This is a genomic window from Priestia sp. TRM10, assembly GCF_057808375.1.
Genome location: NZ_JBJZOT010000013.1, coordinates 390,126 through 407,220 on the forward strand (window position 1 = coordinate 390,126; position 17,095 = coordinate 407,220).

At 36.4% G+C, this 17,095-nt stretch carries 21 protein-coding genes and 2 pseudogenes; 15 read left to right on the forward strand and 8 right to left on the reverse strand.

Annotated elements, in window-relative coordinates:
• Nucleotides 1-21: 21 nt before the first annotated feature.
• Nucleotides 22-1,026 (forward strand): annotated as a pseudogene (kamA, locus tag ACK3CR_RS13250) (lysine 2,3-aminomutase); the annotation flags it as partial.
• A gap of 208 nt (nt 1,027-1,234) precedes the next feature.
• Here kamA and ACK3CR_RS13255 read toward each other — a convergent pair.
• Nucleotides 1,235-2,791, reverse strand: a complete 1,557-nt coding sequence (locus ACK3CR_RS13255; RefSeq protein ID WP_488975556.1) for a recombinase family protein — start codon at nt 2,789-2,791, stop codon at nt 1,235-1,237.
• A gap of 46 nt (nt 2,792-2,837) precedes the next feature.
• Between ACK3CR_RS13255 and ACK3CR_RS13260 the strand changes: the two are divergent.
• Both ACK3CR_RS13260 and ACK3CR_RS13265 read left to right on the forward strand, forming a co-directional pair.
• Nucleotides 2,838-3,260 (forward strand): annotated as a pseudogene (locus ACK3CR_RS13260) (lysine 2,3-aminomutase); the annotation flags it as partial.
• Nucleotides 3,260-3,532: a YokU family protein gene (locus tag ACK3CR_RS13265; RefSeq protein ID WP_243513385.1), complete on the forward strand. Its 273-nt coding sequence runs from the start codon at nt 3,260-3,262 to the stop codon at nt 3,530-3,532. The pseudogene ACK3CR_RS13260 and the gene ACK3CR_RS13265, both read left to right, overlap by 1 nt.
• 38 nt (nt 3,533-3,570) lie before the next feature.
• Here the strand turns inward: ACK3CR_RS13265 and ACK3CR_RS13270 are convergent, their stop codons facing one another.
• Nucleotides 3,571-4,407 carry an aminotransferase class IV gene (locus ACK3CR_RS13270; protein ID WP_243513373.1) on the reverse strand — a complete coding sequence of 279 codons (837 nt, stop codon included), beginning with the start codon at nt 4,405-4,407 and terminating at the stop codon, nt 3,571-3,573.
• 114 nt (nt 4,408-4,521) lie between these two features.
• On the reverse strand, nt 4,522-5,553 hold the full coding sequence (locus tag ACK3CR_RS13275; protein ID WP_019393212.1) for an acyltransferase family protein: 1,032 nt from the start codon (nt 5,551-5,553) through the stop codon (nt 4,522-4,524).
• Between the two features lie 364 nt (nt 5,554-5,917).
• Here ACK3CR_RS13275 and ACK3CR_RS13280 point away from each other — a divergent pair, with 364 nt between their 5' ends.
• Nucleotides 5,918-6,133 carry a YozE family protein gene (locus ACK3CR_RS13280; protein ID WP_019393213.1) on the forward strand — a complete coding sequence of 72 codons (216 nt, stop codon included), beginning with the start codon at nt 5,918-5,920 and terminating at the stop codon, nt 6,131-6,133.
• 153 nt (nt 6,134-6,286) lie between these two features.
• The gene (locus ACK3CR_RS13285; protein ID WP_019393214.1) at nt 6,287-6,955 is read left to right on the forward strand and encodes a hypothetical protein; all 669 of its coding nucleotides are present in this window, start codon (nt 6,287-6,289) and stop codon (nt 6,953-6,955) included.
• On the opposite strand, the gene ACK3CR_RS13290 is transcribed toward ACK3CR_RS13285, so the two are convergent.
• The gene (locus ACK3CR_RS13290; RefSeq protein ID WP_243513371.1) at nt 6,950-7,120 is read right to left on the reverse strand and encodes a hypothetical protein; all 171 of its coding nucleotides are present in this window, start codon (nt 7,118-7,120) and stop codon (nt 6,950-6,952) included. The genes ACK3CR_RS13285 and ACK3CR_RS13290 overlap by 6 nt on opposite strands.
• 144 nt (nt 7,121-7,264) lie before the next feature.
• On the opposite strand from ACK3CR_RS13290, the gene ACK3CR_RS13295 reads away from it, so the two are divergent.
• On the forward strand, nt 7,265-7,438 hold the full coding sequence (locus ACK3CR_RS13295; protein WP_019393216.1) for a YozD family protein: 174 nt from the start codon (nt 7,265-7,267) through the stop codon (nt 7,436-7,438).
• 36 nt (nt 7,439-7,474) lie between these two features.
• Here ACK3CR_RS13295 and ACK3CR_RS13300 read toward each other — a convergent pair whose 3' ends face one another.
• Complete coding sequence (locus tag ACK3CR_RS13300) at nt 7,475-8,548, reverse strand: DUF2515 family protein (RefSeq protein WP_488975558.1); 1,074 nt, start codon at nt 8,546-8,548, stop codon at nt 7,475-7,477.
• Between the two features lie 213 nt (nt 8,549-8,761).
• Here ACK3CR_RS13300 and ACK3CR_RS13305 point away from each other — a divergent pair, with 213 nt between their 5' ends.
• From ACK3CR_RS13305 to ACK3CR_RS13325, 5 genes are all read left to right on the forward strand, one after another.
• Nucleotides 8,762-9,514: a serine/threonine protein kinase gene (locus ACK3CR_RS13305; RefSeq protein ID WP_488975559.1), complete on the forward strand. Its 753-nt coding sequence runs from the start codon at nt 8,762-8,764 to the stop codon at nt 9,512-9,514.
• A gap of 60 nt (nt 9,515-9,574) precedes the next feature.
• Nucleotides 9,575-9,706 carry a hypothetical protein gene (locus ACK3CR_RS13310; RefSeq protein WP_276517191.1) on the forward strand — a complete coding sequence of 44 codons (132 nt, stop codon included), beginning with the start codon at nt 9,575-9,577 and terminating at the stop codon, nt 9,704-9,706.
• 54 nt (nt 9,707-9,760) lie between these two features.
• A complete protein-coding gene (locus tag ACK3CR_RS13315; RefSeq protein WP_243513365.1) occupies nt 9,761-10,402 on the forward strand; it encodes a phosphatase PAP2 family protein in 642 nt (213 codons plus the stop codon).
• A gap of 36 nt (nt 10,403-10,438) precedes the next feature.
• Entirely contained in the window at nt 10,439-10,942 is a 504-nt protein-coding gene (locus ACK3CR_RS13320) for a hypothetical protein (RefSeq protein ID WP_243513363.1), read from the forward strand.
• 104 nt (nt 10,943-11,046) lie between these two features.
• Nucleotides 11,047-11,355 carry a hypothetical protein gene (locus tag ACK3CR_RS13325; RefSeq protein WP_243520917.1) on the forward strand — a complete coding sequence of 103 codons (309 nt, stop codon included), beginning with the start codon at nt 11,047-11,049 and terminating at the stop codon, nt 11,353-11,355.
• 25 nt (nt 11,356-11,380) lie between these two features.
• On the opposite strand, the gene ACK3CR_RS13330 is transcribed toward ACK3CR_RS13325, so the two are convergent.
• Nucleotides 11,381-11,509 carry a hypothetical protein gene (locus ACK3CR_RS13330; RefSeq protein WP_019393223.1) on the reverse strand — a complete coding sequence of 43 codons (129 nt, stop codon included), beginning with the start codon at nt 11,507-11,509 and terminating at the stop codon, nt 11,381-11,383.
• Nucleotides 11,510-11,690: 181 nt separating this feature from the next.
• Here ACK3CR_RS13330 and deoD point away from each other — a divergent pair, with 181 nt between their 5' ends.
• A complete protein-coding gene (gene deoD, locus ACK3CR_RS13335; protein WP_019393224.1) occupies nt 11,691-12,395 on the forward strand; it encodes a purine-nucleoside phosphorylase in 705 nt (234 codons plus the stop codon).
• A 159-nt stretch (nt 12,396-12,554) separates the two neighbouring features.
• Here the strand turns inward: deoD and ACK3CR_RS13340 are convergent, their stop codons facing one another.
• Nucleotides 12,555-12,722 (reverse strand): twin-arginine translocase TatA/TatE family subunit, encoded by a 168-nt coding sequence (locus ACK3CR_RS13340; RefSeq protein ID WP_243513362.1) that lies wholly within the window; start codon nt 12,720-12,722, stop codon nt 12,555-12,557.
• Between the two features lie 136 nt (nt 12,723-12,858).
• Between ACK3CR_RS13340 and ACK3CR_RS13345 the strand changes: the two genes are divergently transcribed.
• Entirely contained in the window at nt 12,859-14,160 is a 1,302-nt protein-coding gene (locus ACK3CR_RS13345; protein ID WP_410914269.1) for a hemolysin family protein, read from the forward strand.
• Between the two features lie 212 nt (nt 14,161-14,372).
• On the opposite strand, the gene ACK3CR_RS13350 is transcribed toward ACK3CR_RS13345, so the two are convergent.
• Nucleotides 14,373-15,548, reverse strand: a complete 1,176-nt coding sequence (locus ACK3CR_RS13350) for an FtsW/RodA/SpoVE family cell cycle protein (protein WP_243513360.1) — start codon at nt 15,546-15,548, stop codon at nt 14,373-14,375.
• 328 nt (nt 15,549-15,876) lie between these two features.
• Between ACK3CR_RS13350 and ACK3CR_RS13355 the strand changes: the two genes are divergently transcribed.
• On the forward strand, nt 15,877-16,452 hold the full coding sequence (locus ACK3CR_RS13355; RefSeq protein ID WP_488975560.1) for a hypothetical protein: 576 nt from the start codon (nt 15,877-15,879) through the stop codon (nt 16,450-16,452).
• 134 nt (nt 16,453-16,586) lie between these two features.
• The gene (locus ACK3CR_RS13360) at nt 16,587-17,078 is read left to right on the forward strand and encodes a PTS sugar transporter subunit IIA (protein ID WP_328123537.1); all 492 of its coding nucleotides are present in this window, start codon (nt 16,587-16,589) and stop codon (nt 17,076-17,078) included.
• Nucleotides 17,079-17,095: the final 17 nt, after the last annotated feature.

Here is a 17,095-nt window from a genome sequence, read left to right on the forward strand (position 1 = left end):
TGGAATAAGGAGGCTGATAGTGTGAAATCATCACTCTATAAACCAAATCGACATTGGAAAGATATTGAGCTATGGAAGGATGTAACAGAAGAGCAATGGAACGACTGGGTATGGCAACTAACCAATACGATTCGCACGCTTGAACAGCTAGAGAAAGTGGTGGATTTAACAGAGGAAGAAAAAGAAGGGGTTCGGATTTCAACAAAAACAATTCCTCTAAATATTACGCCATACTATGCTTGGCTTATGAATGAAAAAGACCCGCGCTGTCCTGTTCGAATGCAGTCTGTTCCGGTCGGAAAGGAAATTTATAAAACACGTTATGATTTAGAAGATCCGCTTCATGAAGATGAAGATTCTCCTGTTCCAGGACTTACACATCGCTATCCTGATCGCGTTTTATTTCTTGTTACAAATCAGTGTTCTATGTACTGTCGCTACTGTACGAGACGACGTTTTTCAGGGCAAATTGGCATGGGCGTTCCTAAAAAACAGCTTGATGCAGCGATTAGCTATATTGCGAATACACCAGCTGTACGAGATGTTTTAATTTCAGGTGGGGATGGTCTTTTAATTAATGATAGAATTTTAGAGTATGTTTTAAAAAGTTTACGAGATATTCCACACGTTGAAATTATTCGGATCGGCACACGAGCACCTGTTGTATTTCCTCAGCGCATTACAGAAAACTTATGTACCATTTTAAAAAAGTATCACCCTGTATGGTTGAATACGCATTTCAACACATCTATTGAAATTACAGAAGAATCCAAAAAAGCGTGTGAGATGTTGGCAGATGCAGGAGTTCCTGTTGGCAATCAGGCAGTTATTTTAACAGGAATTAATGACAGCGTTGAAATTATGAAAAAGCTTATGCATGACTTAGTGAAGATTCGGGTTCGCCCATATTATATTTATCAATGTGACCTATCAGAAGGAATTAGTCATTTCAGAGCACCTATCTCAAAAGGATTAGAAATTATGGAAGGGTTGCGTGGTCACACATCAGGGTATGCCGTACCTACCGAGGCTCCAATAATATGTATAAAAAAAGAGATTGCTTCTAAGAAGCAATCCCACGTTCTACAAATAGCTCAAAAAGAACAAGAGCCATATTTTCAAGGTCTGGCTCATTGCTTGTCACAACTGAAGAAGGTCTTTGTTCAGCATGTTTCATAATGAGTCCCCCTTATTCACCATATGCAAAGAAGGGTTGGCTCTATTTGTAAAAGAGTTACTTATAATGAATATTAAGTGTGAACGGATAAAGCTTGCGTTCTTTATTCCGCGTTGATTTTTTTAAAAGATCTTCTGGTAGGACTCTCTTATAATAAATCTTATGAATGATCCTTTTCATGCTTCTATTTGCTTCCTCACTCATATCGTTTTCTAACACAATTTCTAGTTTATGAATCCCTTCAACAGCTGTTTGCAGTCTTTCTTTTGTATCGAGCTTTTTCAAATTTGTTAACTCATCTATAATTGCTTCTTTTTGAGCTGTAAACGTATGAAGCGTGTTCAAAAGCTCCTGTCGCTTTGTTAAGATTTGTTCTTCTGAAAAAAGGCCCTTTATGGCAAGATTTAATAAGTTTTCTTCTTCCATTCGAATGCGGCGTATCTCTTTTTCGATCTGCTCAAGATGGTTGTTATAGTCTTTTTCTGTTCCGCTCCACTCATCAAGCTTTAATGAATATAAGATGGAAATAATCTCATCTTTATATTGTTTAATATGTTCGACAACATCTTCTTCTACATACTTCAACATAACCCCTCTGTTTGGACATTTCTCCCCACTTGGAAGCAAATATTCACAGCGTTTTAACATATATTGTGAACCTTTATCTTTTCGAATGGTCATTTTTTTGCCGCATACGCCGCAGTATAAAAGATCTTTCAATAGAGTGACGCCTGTTTTATTTGCCCCTTTTTCCCGTGTTGTTTCGGCATGCTCGGCCCTTTTTTTTCGATCTTCATTTGCTTTTTCCCATTCTTCAGGAGGAATAATAGGATCCCATGCGTTTGGTACTTGAATCGTTTCTACGATTTTGTATATAAACCTATCCCTTTCTTTTACCTTTCTGCGGTCATTGAAGACGTTTGTTCCTTTATAAGCAGGATTTCTTATGATTCGCTTAATGGTTGGAAGCTCAAAGTAGCCTCCTTTAGCTGTTCTATATCCTCGTTCATTTAAAATATTACGAATAGAAAAGCTGCCATAGCCTTTCGCATGAAGCTGAAAAATAAGCTTTACAATTTCTGCTTGCTCTTGATGAATTTCAAGCTTTTTAGTATGAGGATTACGAATGTAACCAAAAGGTACACTGCCGCTAACATGAAGACCTGACTTTGCCATGATTTTTTTATTTGTTTTCGATCTTTTTCCAATTAGCGCATGTTCTTGTGAAGCAATCACAGATCCGAAGTCATAGAGAAGACGATCATTGTGATTATTTGCTAAATCATAAATCTGATAAGGGGTGATGATTTTTTTATCGTAATCAATACAAACTTGTTTAATTTGTTGAGAAACAAGACCATTCCGGCTTAAACGGGACAACTCAAAAACTAAAATTCCATCAAACAAGTCAATATCATTAAGAAGGCGGTAAAGCTCTGGTCGGTTCTCAAGCTCTGAACCACCTCCGCTCACAATTTCCTCATAACGTTCATATGTCCACTGAGAAGAGCGACAAAAGTCAATTAAAATGTCTCGATGATTAGAAAGAGTATCAATTCCCTCTTTTTTATCCCTTGAAATGCGCAAATAAATAGCAACATGACGAATAGTCATTTTTAAGAGGAGGCTCCTTTCTATGATAGGATCAATAAAAATGTTCGTACCTACCTTTGTTGTGGATGCTCCAGGAGGAGGCGGAAAGATTTCTGTTCAGCCAAATTATATTATTTCTCAAAGCGCCAAAAAAGTTGTGCTCAGAAACTTTGAAGGTGTTATTACAACATATCCAGAGCCTGAAAGTTATACAGAAGGAACAGCAGATGCTTATTTTGAAGAAGTTTATCCATATATGAAAGAGCAAAAGACAACAACAGGTATCTCCAGTTTAATGAATGATGAACAGTTCAACCTTGTGCCAGAAGGATTAAAAAGATATAACAGACGCCAAACGTACGAAAGTAATCCAACACATGAAACATTGAAAAATAAACGAGAAAAGCGTGATGAATTAAAAGAAAAGAAATATGAAGCAGAGCGCCGGAAAGAGAGTGAACGTGACAAACAGGAAGGGAGCAGAGGATGATGAACTGTTTATGGTGTGAAGCAGAAGGAGCAAAAAACGAAAAAAATACAGTGTATTGGGAACTTCCTGATGGCACGAGAAGCATTGAAATTACAGAGACTCCTTGTGTGAAATGCGAAAACTGTTTAATGGAGTATCAAGAAGAAGATGTTATTGAAAATATTGAAGATCAACTTTTACTGATTGATACGAACAAAATTGACGACTCTATTTCATTTCATCACTTAATGAAACAACCTCGCTTGCTCAAGCGCAACTACTTTAACTTTTAGGGAGAAGAGAAAGCCTTTCAATATGAAAGGCTTTCTTTCTATACTTCTTGTTTATAAAAGCTCTGATAAGCAGAATAAAGTCTTTTTGTTACAGGGCGCTCTTTCTGCAGTATTTGATCTTCAATAGAATAAATAGGCATAATTTCAATGGATGTGCTTGTAATAAATGCTTCATCACAGTTTTTGAAAAATGTTGTATTAATGGCTTGCTCCCGAACAGGAATATTATATTCGCGCGCGCAGTCTAGCACAGCTTTTCTTGTAATGCCGTGTAAAATATGTCTTGTTGCAGGAGGAGTATAAAGAGTGCCGTCTTTTACCATAAAGACATTGCAACTTGTACCTTCACGCACGAAATCTTCATGTACAAAAATCGCTTCATCATATCCTTTTTCAATTGCTTCTTGTTTTGAAAGCACATTTGGAAGCAGATTCAGTGATTTAATAAAGCAGTTGGCCCACCGTTCGTCCTGCTTTAGCATGACAGAAATACCTTTGTCGCGAGCTTCATCTGTAAAAATAGTAGCTTCCTTTACAGTCATAGAAAATACAGCTTTAACATTTGGAAACGAATGGTTACGAGGAGCAATCCCCCGTGTGATTTGGAAATAGACCGCTGCTTCCTTTAAGGAAGAACGTTTAATTCCTTCATAAATAATTCCTGTTATCTCATCTCTTCGATACGGAAGGGTCAGCTTAATTTCAGCTGCACTTTTTTCTAAGCGATCAAGATGCTCATCTAAAAAAAGCGGAGTCCCCTCATATACTCGAACATACTCATACACTCCATCTCCGAATTGATGTCCTCGTTCATCAATAGGAAGAGCCGGGGAGTCTACGTCTATAAATTTGTTTTGATAGTAAGCAATTTCCATGTTTAATTCTCCTTACGTTTTGAGATAGTCCTTTAAAAGAACAATTCTCTCATATAGAGAAAAAACCTTCTTTTCCATAGAAAAAAGCTTCTTCCAATTTGGAAGAAGCTTTTTTTATTTAGAAGATGCCGTAACGTTTTTTGGTCGAAACAAGCGTTTCATTCCTTTTATTTTACTAAGCACAATATCTACAAGTTTACTTCCTGTTAATAGCGTAATGGCAATGGACAGAAGCGTGAGAAATGCAAAATCACTGACCGTTTGCATCGTCTGAGCATAATCTGTTGTGAAAAACCATTTTAGGAAGAAGCCGTGTAGTAAATAAACGTAAAGGGAGCGCTGCCCAATTCCTGTGAAAATGGAGCGTTTGCTTGGAATAAGGGCCATAAATGCGAATGATACAATGAAGGCAATAACGTAGTGAGCAATTCGAATGTAGAAATCTGAAAAGCTATCATACATTTTTGTACCATAAAGCATTTCCGTATATTGCGTATCGTTTAAGAAATAATACGATCCAATAAGCGTGCAAAGTAAAATAACGACTGATAATACCCGTCCGACAGGAGTTACTAGCAAACCAAACGGATTTTCTCGTTGTGATAAATAATAACCAAGAAGGAAAAATGGGAAGAAAACAAGCATACGGCTAATGCTTAAGAAATCTTCAATTCCATCATAAAAGTTAAAGAGCCCAACGAGTAAACCGAGTAAAATCGAAACGGTCATTCCAATCGATGGTTTGAGCTTTGCGAAGTAAGGAAGCATAAGTTTCCAGAATACTAAGCTCAGTAAAAACCACATTGCCCATCTAGGAACAAGATAGTAGTCTACGCTATACGTATCAACGCCATAGATGAAATTATAGAAAAAAGTATATACCGTTTGAAATATTAAATACGGCAGAAGGACTTTTGTAAAAGTTTTTTTATAGTATCCTTTTTTATGAAAATTCTTTGAAAAATATCCGGCAAGTAAAATAAATACCGGCATATGAAAGATAAAAATAAAGTGATAGACAGACAGAAGTTCGCTCGTTTCAGTTCGGTAAGGAGATATCGTATGACCAAACACAACGAGGAAAATAAGCACAAACTTGGCGTTATCAAAATACGCTGTTCGTTTATTTGTTTGACCTGTACTCATAGGTACCTCCAACGTTTGATAAAATTAGTTAACTTTCATTTAAGAAATAGTGTATTCTTATCTTATCGCGTAAGTGTGAATATTTGTCCGCTGTTAACGTTTCTTCAATGATTTGTAATCCTTCTTTAACAAACATTAATTTTATGTTACGATTTCACATAGTTTCCCACACTTTGCAGTGGGAGTAGACAGAAGGGTAGTCTATATCCTTATCCATCAATTTACCCAACTTTTTGAAATACAAACAGCAATCTTGAAAATAAAAGAGTATGATTATAAGCTTAAAAGCTCAAGTATCGCTACTGCGAGAATTCACTCCCTTGCTGCTTCATAATAGAAATTATCGTAAAGAAGGAGAATCACAATGAAATCTTTTTACCACTACATGATGAAGCATCGTCATAATAAAGCTTCTGATCCGCTTGGTAAGCTTGCACGTCATATGTATGAAGACCATAGTTTTCCTAAAGATTCAACAGATTATAACGAAATTAGCTCTTACTTAGAACTTAACGGTGACTATTTTGACGGAATGTCAACGTTTGATCTAGCATGGGAGCTTTACGAAGAAGAGCGTTAAAAGCCGAGGGAGTTCTCCCTCGGCTTTTCTATGTAAAAGTTTTTTAGGTTAAATGCATCTTTCTTTCATCTTCCTATTGCGCTTTTTCTCTTTTTGCATATACTATCTTAACTTTTCGTAATTGTTGCTGAGGTGTTAAGGAGGTGCAAGAAGATGGCTAATGGAAAAGAACCGAAATTTAGCATTGGAGATACTGTTGTCATTACCATCTATGGAACAGTTGGCACCATTACCGACATCAAATTGATGGACGGGATGCATGTATATGAGGTTAATCATAGCGAAGGCTTGTTTCTAGAAGATGCGATTGAATCCCTTGAAGAGTATGATGGACAAATCATTATTCAAGAAAGAATCGACCTAGAGTACAAATATTTTTTTGGTGATGTTGTGCAAGTCCATAATTATGGCGAAGATTTGTTTAAAATTATTGGGATTCGCACTGAAATTTGGCGCTATCAAGAAGACAGCTGGGAAGATATTATTTACGAACTATCTCGTGTAAAAGACGGAGAGTGGCTTGAAGCAGGAGAAGAAGAACTTCATCTTGTTGCTCCGTATGAGTATGCAGAACGTTACATTCAAAATGTTGGTATTCTTTATTCTGGAAAAGAAATTAATAAGACGGAGTTGTTACCAGCGATGAAAAAGCCGAATGAAGTAGGAGAAAACAAGGAGCGTCTTATGGCAGAACGTTTAAAAATTATCGATGGTCTATTAGATGTCTATAATGATTATTCCTTTTTATATGAGTGGTTCAAAGATGAAGAATATAAAGAAGTGATGGAGTTAGTATTGAAACATTTACGTAAAATTTCATAGAAAGCTAGTGAAAAACTGTAGGATGATCCAGAGCGTCACAGGTAGCGCTCCGGCGTAAAGTAAAATATGAAGACCCTTTTCCAAGCACTCATCAATTCTTTCTTCCAACGAAGAAGTTGTATGGCTTTTTGCTTGGATTTCTTTTTGTGCAAAAGAATTTTTCATGATAAACACGCTCCTTTTTACTAGTTACTCTACTTTATGGATAAACTAGAGTTAGTAGAACTAAAAAAGAAAAAAGAGTTCTGTTTATGCTTTTTGTACATACATAGCTTCTATATTTCATACGTTTTACAAAGGAGGGATTCTGTGAAAGAAATCGAAGTTGTGATTGACACGGAAGAAATGGCTGATTTTTTCTATGAGGAGTTAATACGCCGAGGGTTTGTCCCTTCATCCCAAGAGCTAGAAGAACTTGCGGACATTATGTTTGACTATCTTATTGTGAAAAGCATCATTGATGAAGAAGAGGAAGAAGAATAGAAAAAGAGAGCGCAGAGCTTTGTTCTGTGCTCTTTTTTATGAAGAGAGCGTATGAGAAAGCGAGTTTAGCGCTTTAATTTTACGAGAATAGCTGGCCGTTATATCTTTAGGAATGACGCATTTCTCACTTGCAAACAAAGATAAAACATAATCATTTTTATACCAGTCTTGATGAGGAAGAGAAGGATGAACAACATTAGGCCACGCTGTTTTAAGAGGAGGACTATACAGCTTTGTTTTTTGCATTTCTACAATGGAAAATAAGTGCTCGGCATAATCTTCGCGTGATCCTCTATGAATGGTAGATGCTGCAAAGAGAAAGAAGTCATCAAATAAAACTCTATCGTACAGGATACTATACAACATTTTCCCTACTTTAATACGTTCTGTAAGAGATGAGAAGTCATTTACAGTAATGCTGAACAAACGGGAAGATGACGGTAGTAAGACTTCTGTTAATCCTAAAGATTGCTGAAGTAAAAAAGGCCATGTTCTAAGTACGTTCTGCTGTACGACTTTTGTGGTCACAAGCTTCTGTTCAAGATGATGTTGCTCATTAATAATAAGAGCTGTTGTAAGAAATTCACTGTTAGGATATTCCCAAAAAACGTTCCATACTTTTTCCATGAAACAAGAAACGTTAAAAAAAGGGAGAAGATGAAAAAGAGGTTTTTGACAGAGTGTACTTTCTTTAAAAAGAAGAAGCTGTGGAAAGGCATCATGAAAAATAAGAGCATTGGCTTGTTCTAAAAATAAGAAGAAAGCTTTCCGGTTTTTTTGCTTTAAAAGGTGCGGAATTAACCTTCCTTCTAAATCTGTCATATGATACCCGCCATTGCGGGAAACAAAGTGCGCAAGAAGTGCCCAATGAATAGAAGGGTGCTCCTTAAAAAAGTCAAGGTAAGCATTTGTCCTTGTTATATTATTAATATTTGCACGTCTTGTGATTGACCGAATATCTTTAATAATGGTTTCTTCTTTTGTCGAAAGAAGAGATGAAGATTGCTGTTCCTTTAACTTCGATTTTAATAATGATACGCACAAAGCCATTGAAATTGGAAAAGAGTTGTTATTTTCTTTTTTGAAGGAAGACCATAATTTTGTGAACAACGAAAACCACTTCCTTTTCATATTTCTATGTATAATAGGTTTGAAAATGATCAAAAGGGGAACATAATTAAGGTGTATGTTCTCTCGTATTGTGAAACTCTTAAAGCTGATAAAACGTTATTAAAGTAGATGAATTTCACTATAAAAGCAGAGGACGGGAATCATGAATTGGAGAAGAAAACAAAAAGCCAAAAATCAAAAAGCGGTAATTACATGTTAAAACATATAAAACGATTGCTGTGTGATCATCCAATTAAACTAAATACGATTATTATAAACCGCTACGTTGTCAAGGAAGTCTTAGGATTTGGAGGCTTCGGCATTACGTATATTGTCCAAGATTTACGAAATAAAGAACATCACTATGTGTTAAAACAGCTGCGTCCTTCCCGAAAAGGAACAAAAAAAGGAAAGAACTCGTTTTTAACGGAAGCCGATATTTTAGCCTCTTTAACAAATACGGAATTTCCCACTCTTCGGAATGCCTTCATTTGGAATAACAACTATTGCATTGTGATGGATTACATTCACGGTAAAACATTTGAAGACCTGATTTTTGAAGAAGACAGAAATTTTTCTGAGCAGGAAGCGCTAAAAGCTCTGCTTGATGTTACAAGCTTGGTTCAGATCCTTCACAAAAAAGGCATTGTTCACAACGATTTGCGTATTCCAAACATCATTTTACGAGAAAATTCTATTTCAATTATCGATTTTGGATTAGCTAGGAGGGTAGAAGAGCGTAAAAAGAAAGAAGAAATTCAAGATGATTTATATATGCTTGCACATTTCTTGCTCTTCTTGCTTTACTCTACATACACCCCTAGTGAAAAAGAAAAGTCTTGGGAAGAAGAGCTTTCCATTCACGATAACGTGAAAGCTATTATACGTAAAATGTTTGGTACAGATCCTTGTTATCAAAACATTGAAGCATTACAAAATGATATTCAAAAGCACCTGAAAAAGTGATTAGCGCGGATAATGTTCTCCACCTTAACACACATTAATGTGTGAAAGGAGGCGATGTCATTGCGTAATCGTTATGAGGAGAAGAAAAAAGGGAACACGAATGAAAAAGAGAAAATGGAGTTTTCACACGAATTTCTTCCATATATCAACCAATCTCCTAAAAGTGAACATTACTTAAAACCTAAAAAATAACATGTCAGAAGAAGACAGAGGGAGCTTTGTCTTCTTTAATAAAGGATGAAAATAATGGGGAAGTTTCGTTTAACTGTATGGTTATGTTTAATGATTTTACTTTTTTTAATAATTGGATTTACGTATGAAACATCTTTTATCGTAGGAATTGATAAAGAGGTTGCTTTAGTCTCCTCTTCATTTCAAAGCGATGCAGCTACAACCGTTTTCTTATTTATTACAAACTTAGGATCGTGGAAATTTGTTCTGTTCTTTACGCTTATCTTGTTTGGATATAGCTTATATAAAGGTGACAAAGTTCTTGCTTTGTTTGCCATTCTTTCTTTTATTGTGCCACGCACTTTAAACTTTATGCTAAAGGAGTTTTTTGCAAGAACACGTCCACAAGACCAGCTTGTCCCAGCCACACATTTTAGCTTTCCAAGCGGTCATTCAATGAATTCGTTTGTTTTCTTTGGGTTTGTAGCTTATGTATTAATAACATACTGTGTTTCTCGCAAAGCAAAACAAGTTGTTGTGGTTGTTTTGTTTAGCCTGCTCATTGGCTTAATTGGTTTTAGTCGCATTTATTTGGGCGTTCACTATTTTACAGATGTAACAGCTGGATTTCTCGCTGGAGGAGTTGTATTAACTTTGTTACTCAAAATTCATCAACGATTAACAGATTCAGCGGAAGAAAAGCGAGCCCATGAATGATGAGTTGATTTAGGCAAAGGGAGGATTATACATCTAATGGAACAGAGAGCTTACTTGTCTTTACAAACTTTATTTTTAAAAAGCGCCTCTAAATTGTTACAAGAGTCTCCTCTTTTAGAAGTAAAAGAATACTATGAAAAACTAAAGGCAATGGTCCCATATCGACAAATTCAATATATGTTTGAAAAAATTCCGTTTTTACACGGAGAAGTGCACGGTGAGATGATTAAAATTTTAACTTCTTCTTTTGGGTATGCAGTAAAAGAGAGAGCATTAACCTTTTTAGAGGATATTAAGTTTGTGCCAAATAGGCGTCCATATGTTTTATGTGGCCCCCAAACTTATGAGCTAAATGAAGCTGGGGAATTTGCGGTAACAGCAGATTTATCTGTAACATGCTATCCGCATGATACCGTGTTTTTCGTTTCCCTTTCTGCAACTCAATATGACTTGATTTCTCATGCTACTTTAAAAATGAAAGATCAAGACATACAGTCGCAAATCCATGCTCAAAAGGAACCGCGTAACCGGATTTCCTAGATATGTAAATGTTCGACAAAATTAGTTTTTTTTAGAGAAAGGAAATCGCTCTCCTCTTAGCTAATAATGTAAAGAAGAAAAAGCAGGGGGGAATTAGCGTGTTAATGACTTTCAAACGACTTGTCAAAAGACCATTGAAATATGAAATTACCATTATGCAAACGCCGAATCCTGGGGAACGAAACGGCTATCGTCAAGTGTATAAGATGTCTTTAAAAGGGCACAGTCATTCGGATGTTATTAGCCAAGTATTTCGAAATTTTAATGTATCAGATCGTTTGCCAAAGGATTTTCACGCTCGCTATGTTGGAACGCGAGATATCATTTTAATTGATGAAGGAACAAGAGGGAAATATTATTATAAGCTTCTTTCAGGAGGATGGAAGCCTGTCCAACTTCATTCTCACGTATAAAAAAGAGCCAGTAGAGGCTCTTTTTTTATATATGATTGCCAGGGCCATTTTTTCGTTTTATAGCGCTATGTTCTTTTTCATGAACCTCTTTATCGACTGTTACATGGTTATTTTTCTTTGGGCTATTAATGCGGTTGCGTTGCTTTTTTCCCACTTCCATCAGCTCCTTACTTTCGTTTTTAATGTGAACGATATGTTCTTTCATAGGATGAGCATTTCAACAAAAAATAGCCATCCATTTTTCACTAGGAAGAGGAAGGGGCCTTGGGAATTACAAGTTCAGCTTTTTATATGGTATAGTAAAGAGAAGCTATTTCTATTAGGAGGACAATTGAATGAGTGTACATATTGGAGCAGAAAAAGGACAAATTGCAGAAACAATTTTACTTCCAGGAGATCCGCTTCGTGCAAAATACATTGCTGAGACATTTCTAGAAGATGTAACATGCTATAACGAAGTGCGCGGTATGCTTGGATATACAGGTACATATAAAGGAAAGCGCATCTCTGTGCAAGGAACAGGTATGGGTGTTCCGTCTATTTCTATTTATGCAACAGAATTAATTCAATCTTATGATGTGAAAAATCTTATCCGCGTTGGTACGTGTGGCGCTTTAAAGAAAGATGTAAACGTTCGTGATGTTATTTTAGCTATGACATCTTCAACAGACTCACAAATGAACCGTATGACGTTTGGCGGCATTGATTATGCTCCAACAGCTAATTTTGATTTGCTGAAAAAAGCGTACGATGTTGGCACAGAAAAAGGGTTGAGTCTTCGCGTTGGTAGCGTCTTTACGGCAGATCAGTTCTACAATGAAAATGCAGATTGGGAAAAATGGGCTCGCTATGGTATGTTAGCGATTGAAATGGAAACAACAGCTCTTTACACGATTGCTGCCAAGTTTGACCGAAATGCACTATCCATTTTAACGGTTAGTGACCATGTATTAACAGGAGAAGAAACAACAGCAGAAGAAAGACAAACTACATTTAACGAAATGATTGAAGTAGCACTTGAAACAGCGATACAGCAATAAGAAAGAGGCTGCTTTGTCCGGGTGGACAGCAGCTTTTTTCCCTTTCCTTCATGTCTTTATGATAAAGCTTTTTTAAAAAGGTTAGCAACTTTATGAAAAGGGTAACGATATTCATGGAACAAGACTTTAAAGTTAAAAAAGTCCCTTAAAGGGACTTTTTTACTTCACTTTCTCTTCGGTGTCTGAAGAGCTTTCACCAGAGAGCGCTTTTTTGAACTCACGAAGAGTTGTACCAGCGGCTCGGCCAAGCTCTGGAAGTTTTTTAGGACCAAAAATAAGGAGAGCAACAACAATAATAATGAACCATTCACCAGGACCAATTGCCATTTTGTTCACCCACCTTACTAAAGATGTATCACGTGCATTTATCATACACTGAAAAGCTTGGAAAGGAAAGAGTGGAAGAACTTTACTATAATTTTTAAGGAGGTGTAGTTCGTACATTTTAACGTGTACGACGGAATTGATTGCCATTAAATTAGTTTCATTAATTTTACTTTTAATATGTTCGGGCTTTTTTGTTGCTTCTGAGTTTGCCATTGTAAAAGTGCGGGCTTCACAATTAGATCAACGCATAAAAGAAGGAAACAAGCGAGCGATTGCTGCGAAAAAGCTAGTCACTCACCTTGATGAATATTTATCTGTTTGTCAGCTTGGGATTACGCTAACGTCTCTTGGGCTTGGATGGTTAGGAGAGCCGACAATACATCGTTTACTCCTACCGCTTTTTGAAAAAATAGGTTTAGCTGCTTCTCTTTCATCAACCATTTCTTTTGTCGTTTCCTTTGCTCTTGTTACCTTTTTGCATGTTGTAACAGGGGAGCTTGCGCCAAAAACATTTGCGATTTATAAAGCTGAAAAGATTGTGATGTTTACAGCGACCCCACTTATTTGGTTTTATCGCATTTTTTATCCATTTATTTGGTTCTTAAATACATCAGCGCGAGTATTAGCTCGTATGTTTGGCTTTAAAGCCGTTGGAGAGAATGAAATGGCTCATAGTGAAGAAGAGATTCGCCTTCTAATAGCTGAGAGCTATCGAGGTGGAGAGATCAACTCTTCGGAACTGCAATACGTGCAAAATGTGTTTGAATTTGATAATCGATTAGCGCGTGAAATTATGGTGCCCCGAACAGAGATGTTTGTGCTGCAGCTTGAAAAATCACTACAAGAGAACTTACAGGAAATTAAGCAGCATAAATTTACTCGTTATCCTGTTGTACATGGCGATGACAAAGATCAAATCGTTGGAATGGTTAATGTCAAAGATTTATATAACGACATTTTGATGAAGAAAAAGAGCCCAAATGTGAATCTCAGTCGTTACGTTCGTCCTGTTATTCAAGTCATTGATTCAGTAGCCATTCATGATTTGCTCCTGCAAATGCAAAAAGAGAATGCGCATTTAGCTGTTTTGTTTGATGAATATGGAGGAACGTCTGGCATTGTTACCCTTGAAGATATTGTAGAAGAAATCGTAGGAGAGATTCGTGATGAATTTGATATCCATGAATTACCATACATTGAGAAAGTGGATGATTCTACAGTTTTACTTGATGGAAAAGTACTCATTGCAAAAGTGAATGAGCTTTTAGATCTTTCACTCAAAGATGATGAAGTTGATACAATTAGCGGCTGGCTTCTTATGCAAAATTACGATGTGAAAGAAGGAGATACTGTTTCATATGATGATCATGTGTTCTTTACGGTAAAAGAGATGAACGGTAAAAGCATTCAAAAAGTAGAAGTGAAACATGTTGCTTAACGAAAAAAAGCACCCCTAGAACGCGGTTCTAGGGGCTAATCGTTTGTATAATGAAAAAAGGATAAAAGGCTAATGGCAAGGCCTTTGAGCAAAAGCGTTCAGCAACAATGCTTCAGGAAGAAATCATATTGGAAACGCTTTCTATGAAATAAATATACCACTTTTATATAATTTTGTAAATAAAAAAAGTAGAGCAATTTTTAATTGCTCTACTACCCGTTTGAACTAAACATATAGCGTTTGTGATGATACGAAACACCAAGCATAAGACCCATCGCAAGCATATTCCCCATAAGGGAGCTTCCTCCATATGAAATAAACGGAAGAGGGATACCTGTAATCGGAAGAACTTGAATTGTCATACCGATGTTTTGGAAAACGTGAAACGTAACCATTGAAATTACACCAACACAAAGGTAGGAGTTAAAAGCTTCCTTTGTTTCAAGACCTAATTTAATGAGATAGTAGATAAGTACAAAGAAAAGACTAATTACGACGCTTCCTCCAATAAAGCCAAAGTCTTCGGCGATAATAGCAAAGATAAAGTCTGTATGACCTTCAGGAATATAGACGCCTTCTCCGCTAATTCCTTTTCCTTCAACCATTCCTGAACCAATTGCCATTAACGACTGCAAGAGGTGATAAGCGCCTTCTCCACTGTAAGAACGCGGATCAAGCCATGCGTAAATACGTGTAAGCTGGTATGGGTTGACTCCTAAGTACTTTTCAAGAAAGTCAGGAGCGTACATAACAAGAGACAATACGGTTCCCCCAAAAACAGCTAAAACAGAAAAAGCAGGAACGATAAGTTTCCATGAAATACCTGACACAAACACAAGTCCAACAAAGATAGCAAGAAGTACAAGGCTTGTTCCAAGGTCAGGCTGACTCAATACAAGTCCAAGTGGAAGAGCAAGCGTTAGCCCCATTTTTAAAAGAAGAAGAAAGTCTTCACGAAAACCGCGAATACGATACTTTTCATTATGTTTTGTGACGACGTTGCTTAATGCAACTACAAGAAAGACTTTCACAAACTCCGAAGGCTGAATAGAACCAAGCCCTGGAAAGATGAACCAACTTTGAGCTCCATTACGAACTGGTGTAAAACTTGTGTTAGGGGCTACAAATAAAATTAGTAATAAAAAGACTCCAAATGCGTACGCATACCAGGAAAGCTTTTGAAGTTGGTCACTGTCTAAAAACATGACCCCAAAAGCAATCCCTCCTGAAACGATATACCATATAATTTGTTTTACTAAAAAGTTTTCGTTGTACTGTCCTGAAGACTGAGCGCTGTAGATGCCGATACAGCTAACACAAAAAAATAAAAATAGCAAAAATGCTATATTAACATCAAAACGAGGCACATTAGATCGATTATTTCCCATTCTCTTCACCTAGCAATTTCATTGTTTTGTAGAAAAATATTATATCGTAATTCCTTTGAAACATAAAGCTAAACTTCTCTTTTCATCAGCTCTCTTCTAGCACTTATAAAAGGAAAAAAGAGGATTCTAGTCCTTCTTAATCTTAGCGATTCTTTGTGAAATGTGCAAAGTATTTTCCATCATCTTTAAAAAAATAGTTCAATTAACATAGAAGGTAGAGAAGAAAGGACTAAATCTAGCATAGTACGCATATATGTAAGATAGAGTTACCTTACTAAATATTCGAATGATGAAGTGCGAATATAAATAGATTTAAAGGAGGAAAAATATGCTGTTTTTTATTCTGTTTTTCTTACTATGGTGCTTTACTTGGACGCTTTTCTATCTTTATCGTTATCAAACATCACTAAAAGAAAAAAAGACGACAGTGGCGCTTATTACTTTTTCCACCACTATTTCAGCTACCTTTTCCGCCATCTACCTCTGCTGCTTCCATTTACCTTTGTCTCTTTATAATGCACTTGTTCTTTGTTTTTTCATAGGAGTTTTAACAGGCTTTGTTATTGGTAGAGTATCAGGCATAAGAATGGTTCTCCTCGGTATACTCACAGCTTGCATAAGCTCTCTTTCTCTTCCAGGGATATATCTTTCGTTTGAGCGGAGAGATGCAGGTGATTTATTTGAATTACAGCTCCTTTTGTCTGTTTTATTAGCAACGTTCGCTCTTTATCTTCTATTTAAGAATATACCTCTTGAAGAAGGTGCACTTATAAAAAACTGGCTTCAAAGTCCATTTGTAGCTGGGGTTGTCCTTCTCATCATCTTCTACACGTACGAGATTTTCCATTCTTTCTTTAATATAAAAAATAACTCTACAAGTATGAACGGTTCGAAACGAAAATAGTTGCAAAAAGTACAGAAAGATTTCTGTACTTTTTCTTATAGAGCCTTATTTTTTGCAGAGCGAAAGAAAAAATGATTAAATAAGCAAAAGATTTAAAAAATTAAACTATTAAAAAATGTAAGGGAGAGAGAGACGTGTTCAAAAAATTGTTTGGAAAGAAAACGAGAGAAGAGAATATTACCGCCCCTCTTACTGGCCGCATTTTTAGCCTTGAAAACGTTCCAGACCCTGTTTTTTCGCAAAAAATGATGGGAGAAGGGTTTGCAATTGAACCAACAAATGGAGAAGTTGTCGCTCCAATAGACGGTGAGATTATCCAGCTTTTTCATACAAAACATGCCATAGGGTTAAAAACAGAAAACGGAGCAGAGATTATTATTCACGTTGGGCTTGAAACAGTAGCTATGGAAGGAGATGGATTCACTGCTCATGTAAAAGAAGGCTCAAAAGTTAAAAAGGGAGACAAGCTATTAACTGTTGACTTAGAAAAAGTAAGAGAGAAGGCTAAAAGTACGGTAACGCCTGTTGTTGTCACAAACAGTGCCGATTCGGAAAAAATCTCTTTGATAGCTACGGATTCTGTTATAAAAGGAGAAACCGTTTGTATGACAGTAACAATGAAATAATGGACATTCAAAGCGTT

Bases quoted from the DNA above. Each gene is read 5' to 3' on its own strand.
- ACK3CR_RS13280 (WP_019393213.1), top strand. From the start codon at position 5,918: ATGAAATCTTTTTACCACTACATGATGAAGCATCGTCATAATAAAGCT.
- ACK3CR_RS13255 (WP_488975556.1), bottom strand. From the start codon at position 2,791: ATGACTATTCGTCATGTTGCTATTTATTTGCGCATTTCAAGGGATAAA.
- ACK3CR_RS13340 (WP_243513362.1), bottom strand. From the start codon at position 12,722: ATGGCAATTGGTCCTGGTGAATGGTTCATTATTATTGTTGTTGCTCTC.
- ACK3CR_RS13315 (WP_243513365.1), top strand. From the start codon at position 9,761: ATGGGGAAGTTTCGTTTAACTGTATGGTTATGTTTAATGATTTTACTT.
- ACK3CR_RS13320 (WP_243513363.1), top strand. From the start codon at position 10,439: ATGGAACAGAGAGCTTACTTGTCTTTACAAACTTTATTTTTAAAAAGC.
- ACK3CR_RS13305 (WP_488975559.1), top strand. From the start codon at position 8,762: ATGTTAAAACATATAAAACGATTGCTGTGTGATCATCCAATTAAACTA.
- deoD (WP_019393224.1), top strand. From the start codon at position 11,691: ATGAGTGTACATATTGGAGCAGAAAAAGGACAAATTGCAGAAACAATT.
- ACK3CR_RS13325 (WP_243520917.1), top strand. From the start codon at position 11,047: ATGACTTTCAAACGACTTGTCAAAAGACCATTGAAATATGAAATTACC.
- ACK3CR_RS13265 (WP_243513385.1), top strand. From the start codon at position 3,260: ATGAACTGTTTATGGTGTGAAGCAGAAGGAGCAAAAAACGAAAAAAAT.
- ACK3CR_RS13285 (WP_019393214.1), top strand. From the start codon at position 6,287: ATGGCTAATGGAAAAGAACCGAAATTTAGCATTGGAGATACTGTTGTC.
- ACK3CR_RS13350 (WP_243513360.1), bottom strand. From the start codon at position 15,548: ATGGGAAATAATCGATCTAATGTGCCTCGTTTTGATGTTAATATAGCA.
- ACK3CR_RS13270 (WP_243513373.1), bottom strand. From the start codon at position 4,407: ATGGAAATTGCTTACTATCAAAACAAATTTATAGACGTAGACTCCCCG.
- ACK3CR_RS13275 (WP_019393212.1), bottom strand. From the start codon at position 5,553: ATGAGTACAGGTCAAACAAATAAACGAACAGCGTATTTTGATAACGCC.
- ACK3CR_RS13290 (WP_243513371.1), bottom strand. From the start codon at position 7,120: ATGAAAAATTCTTTTGCACAAAAAGAAATCCAAGCAAAAAGCCATACA.
- ACK3CR_RS13355 (WP_488975560.1), top strand. From the start codon at position 15,877: ATGCTGTTTTTTATTCTGTTTTTCTTACTATGGTGCTTTACTTGGACG.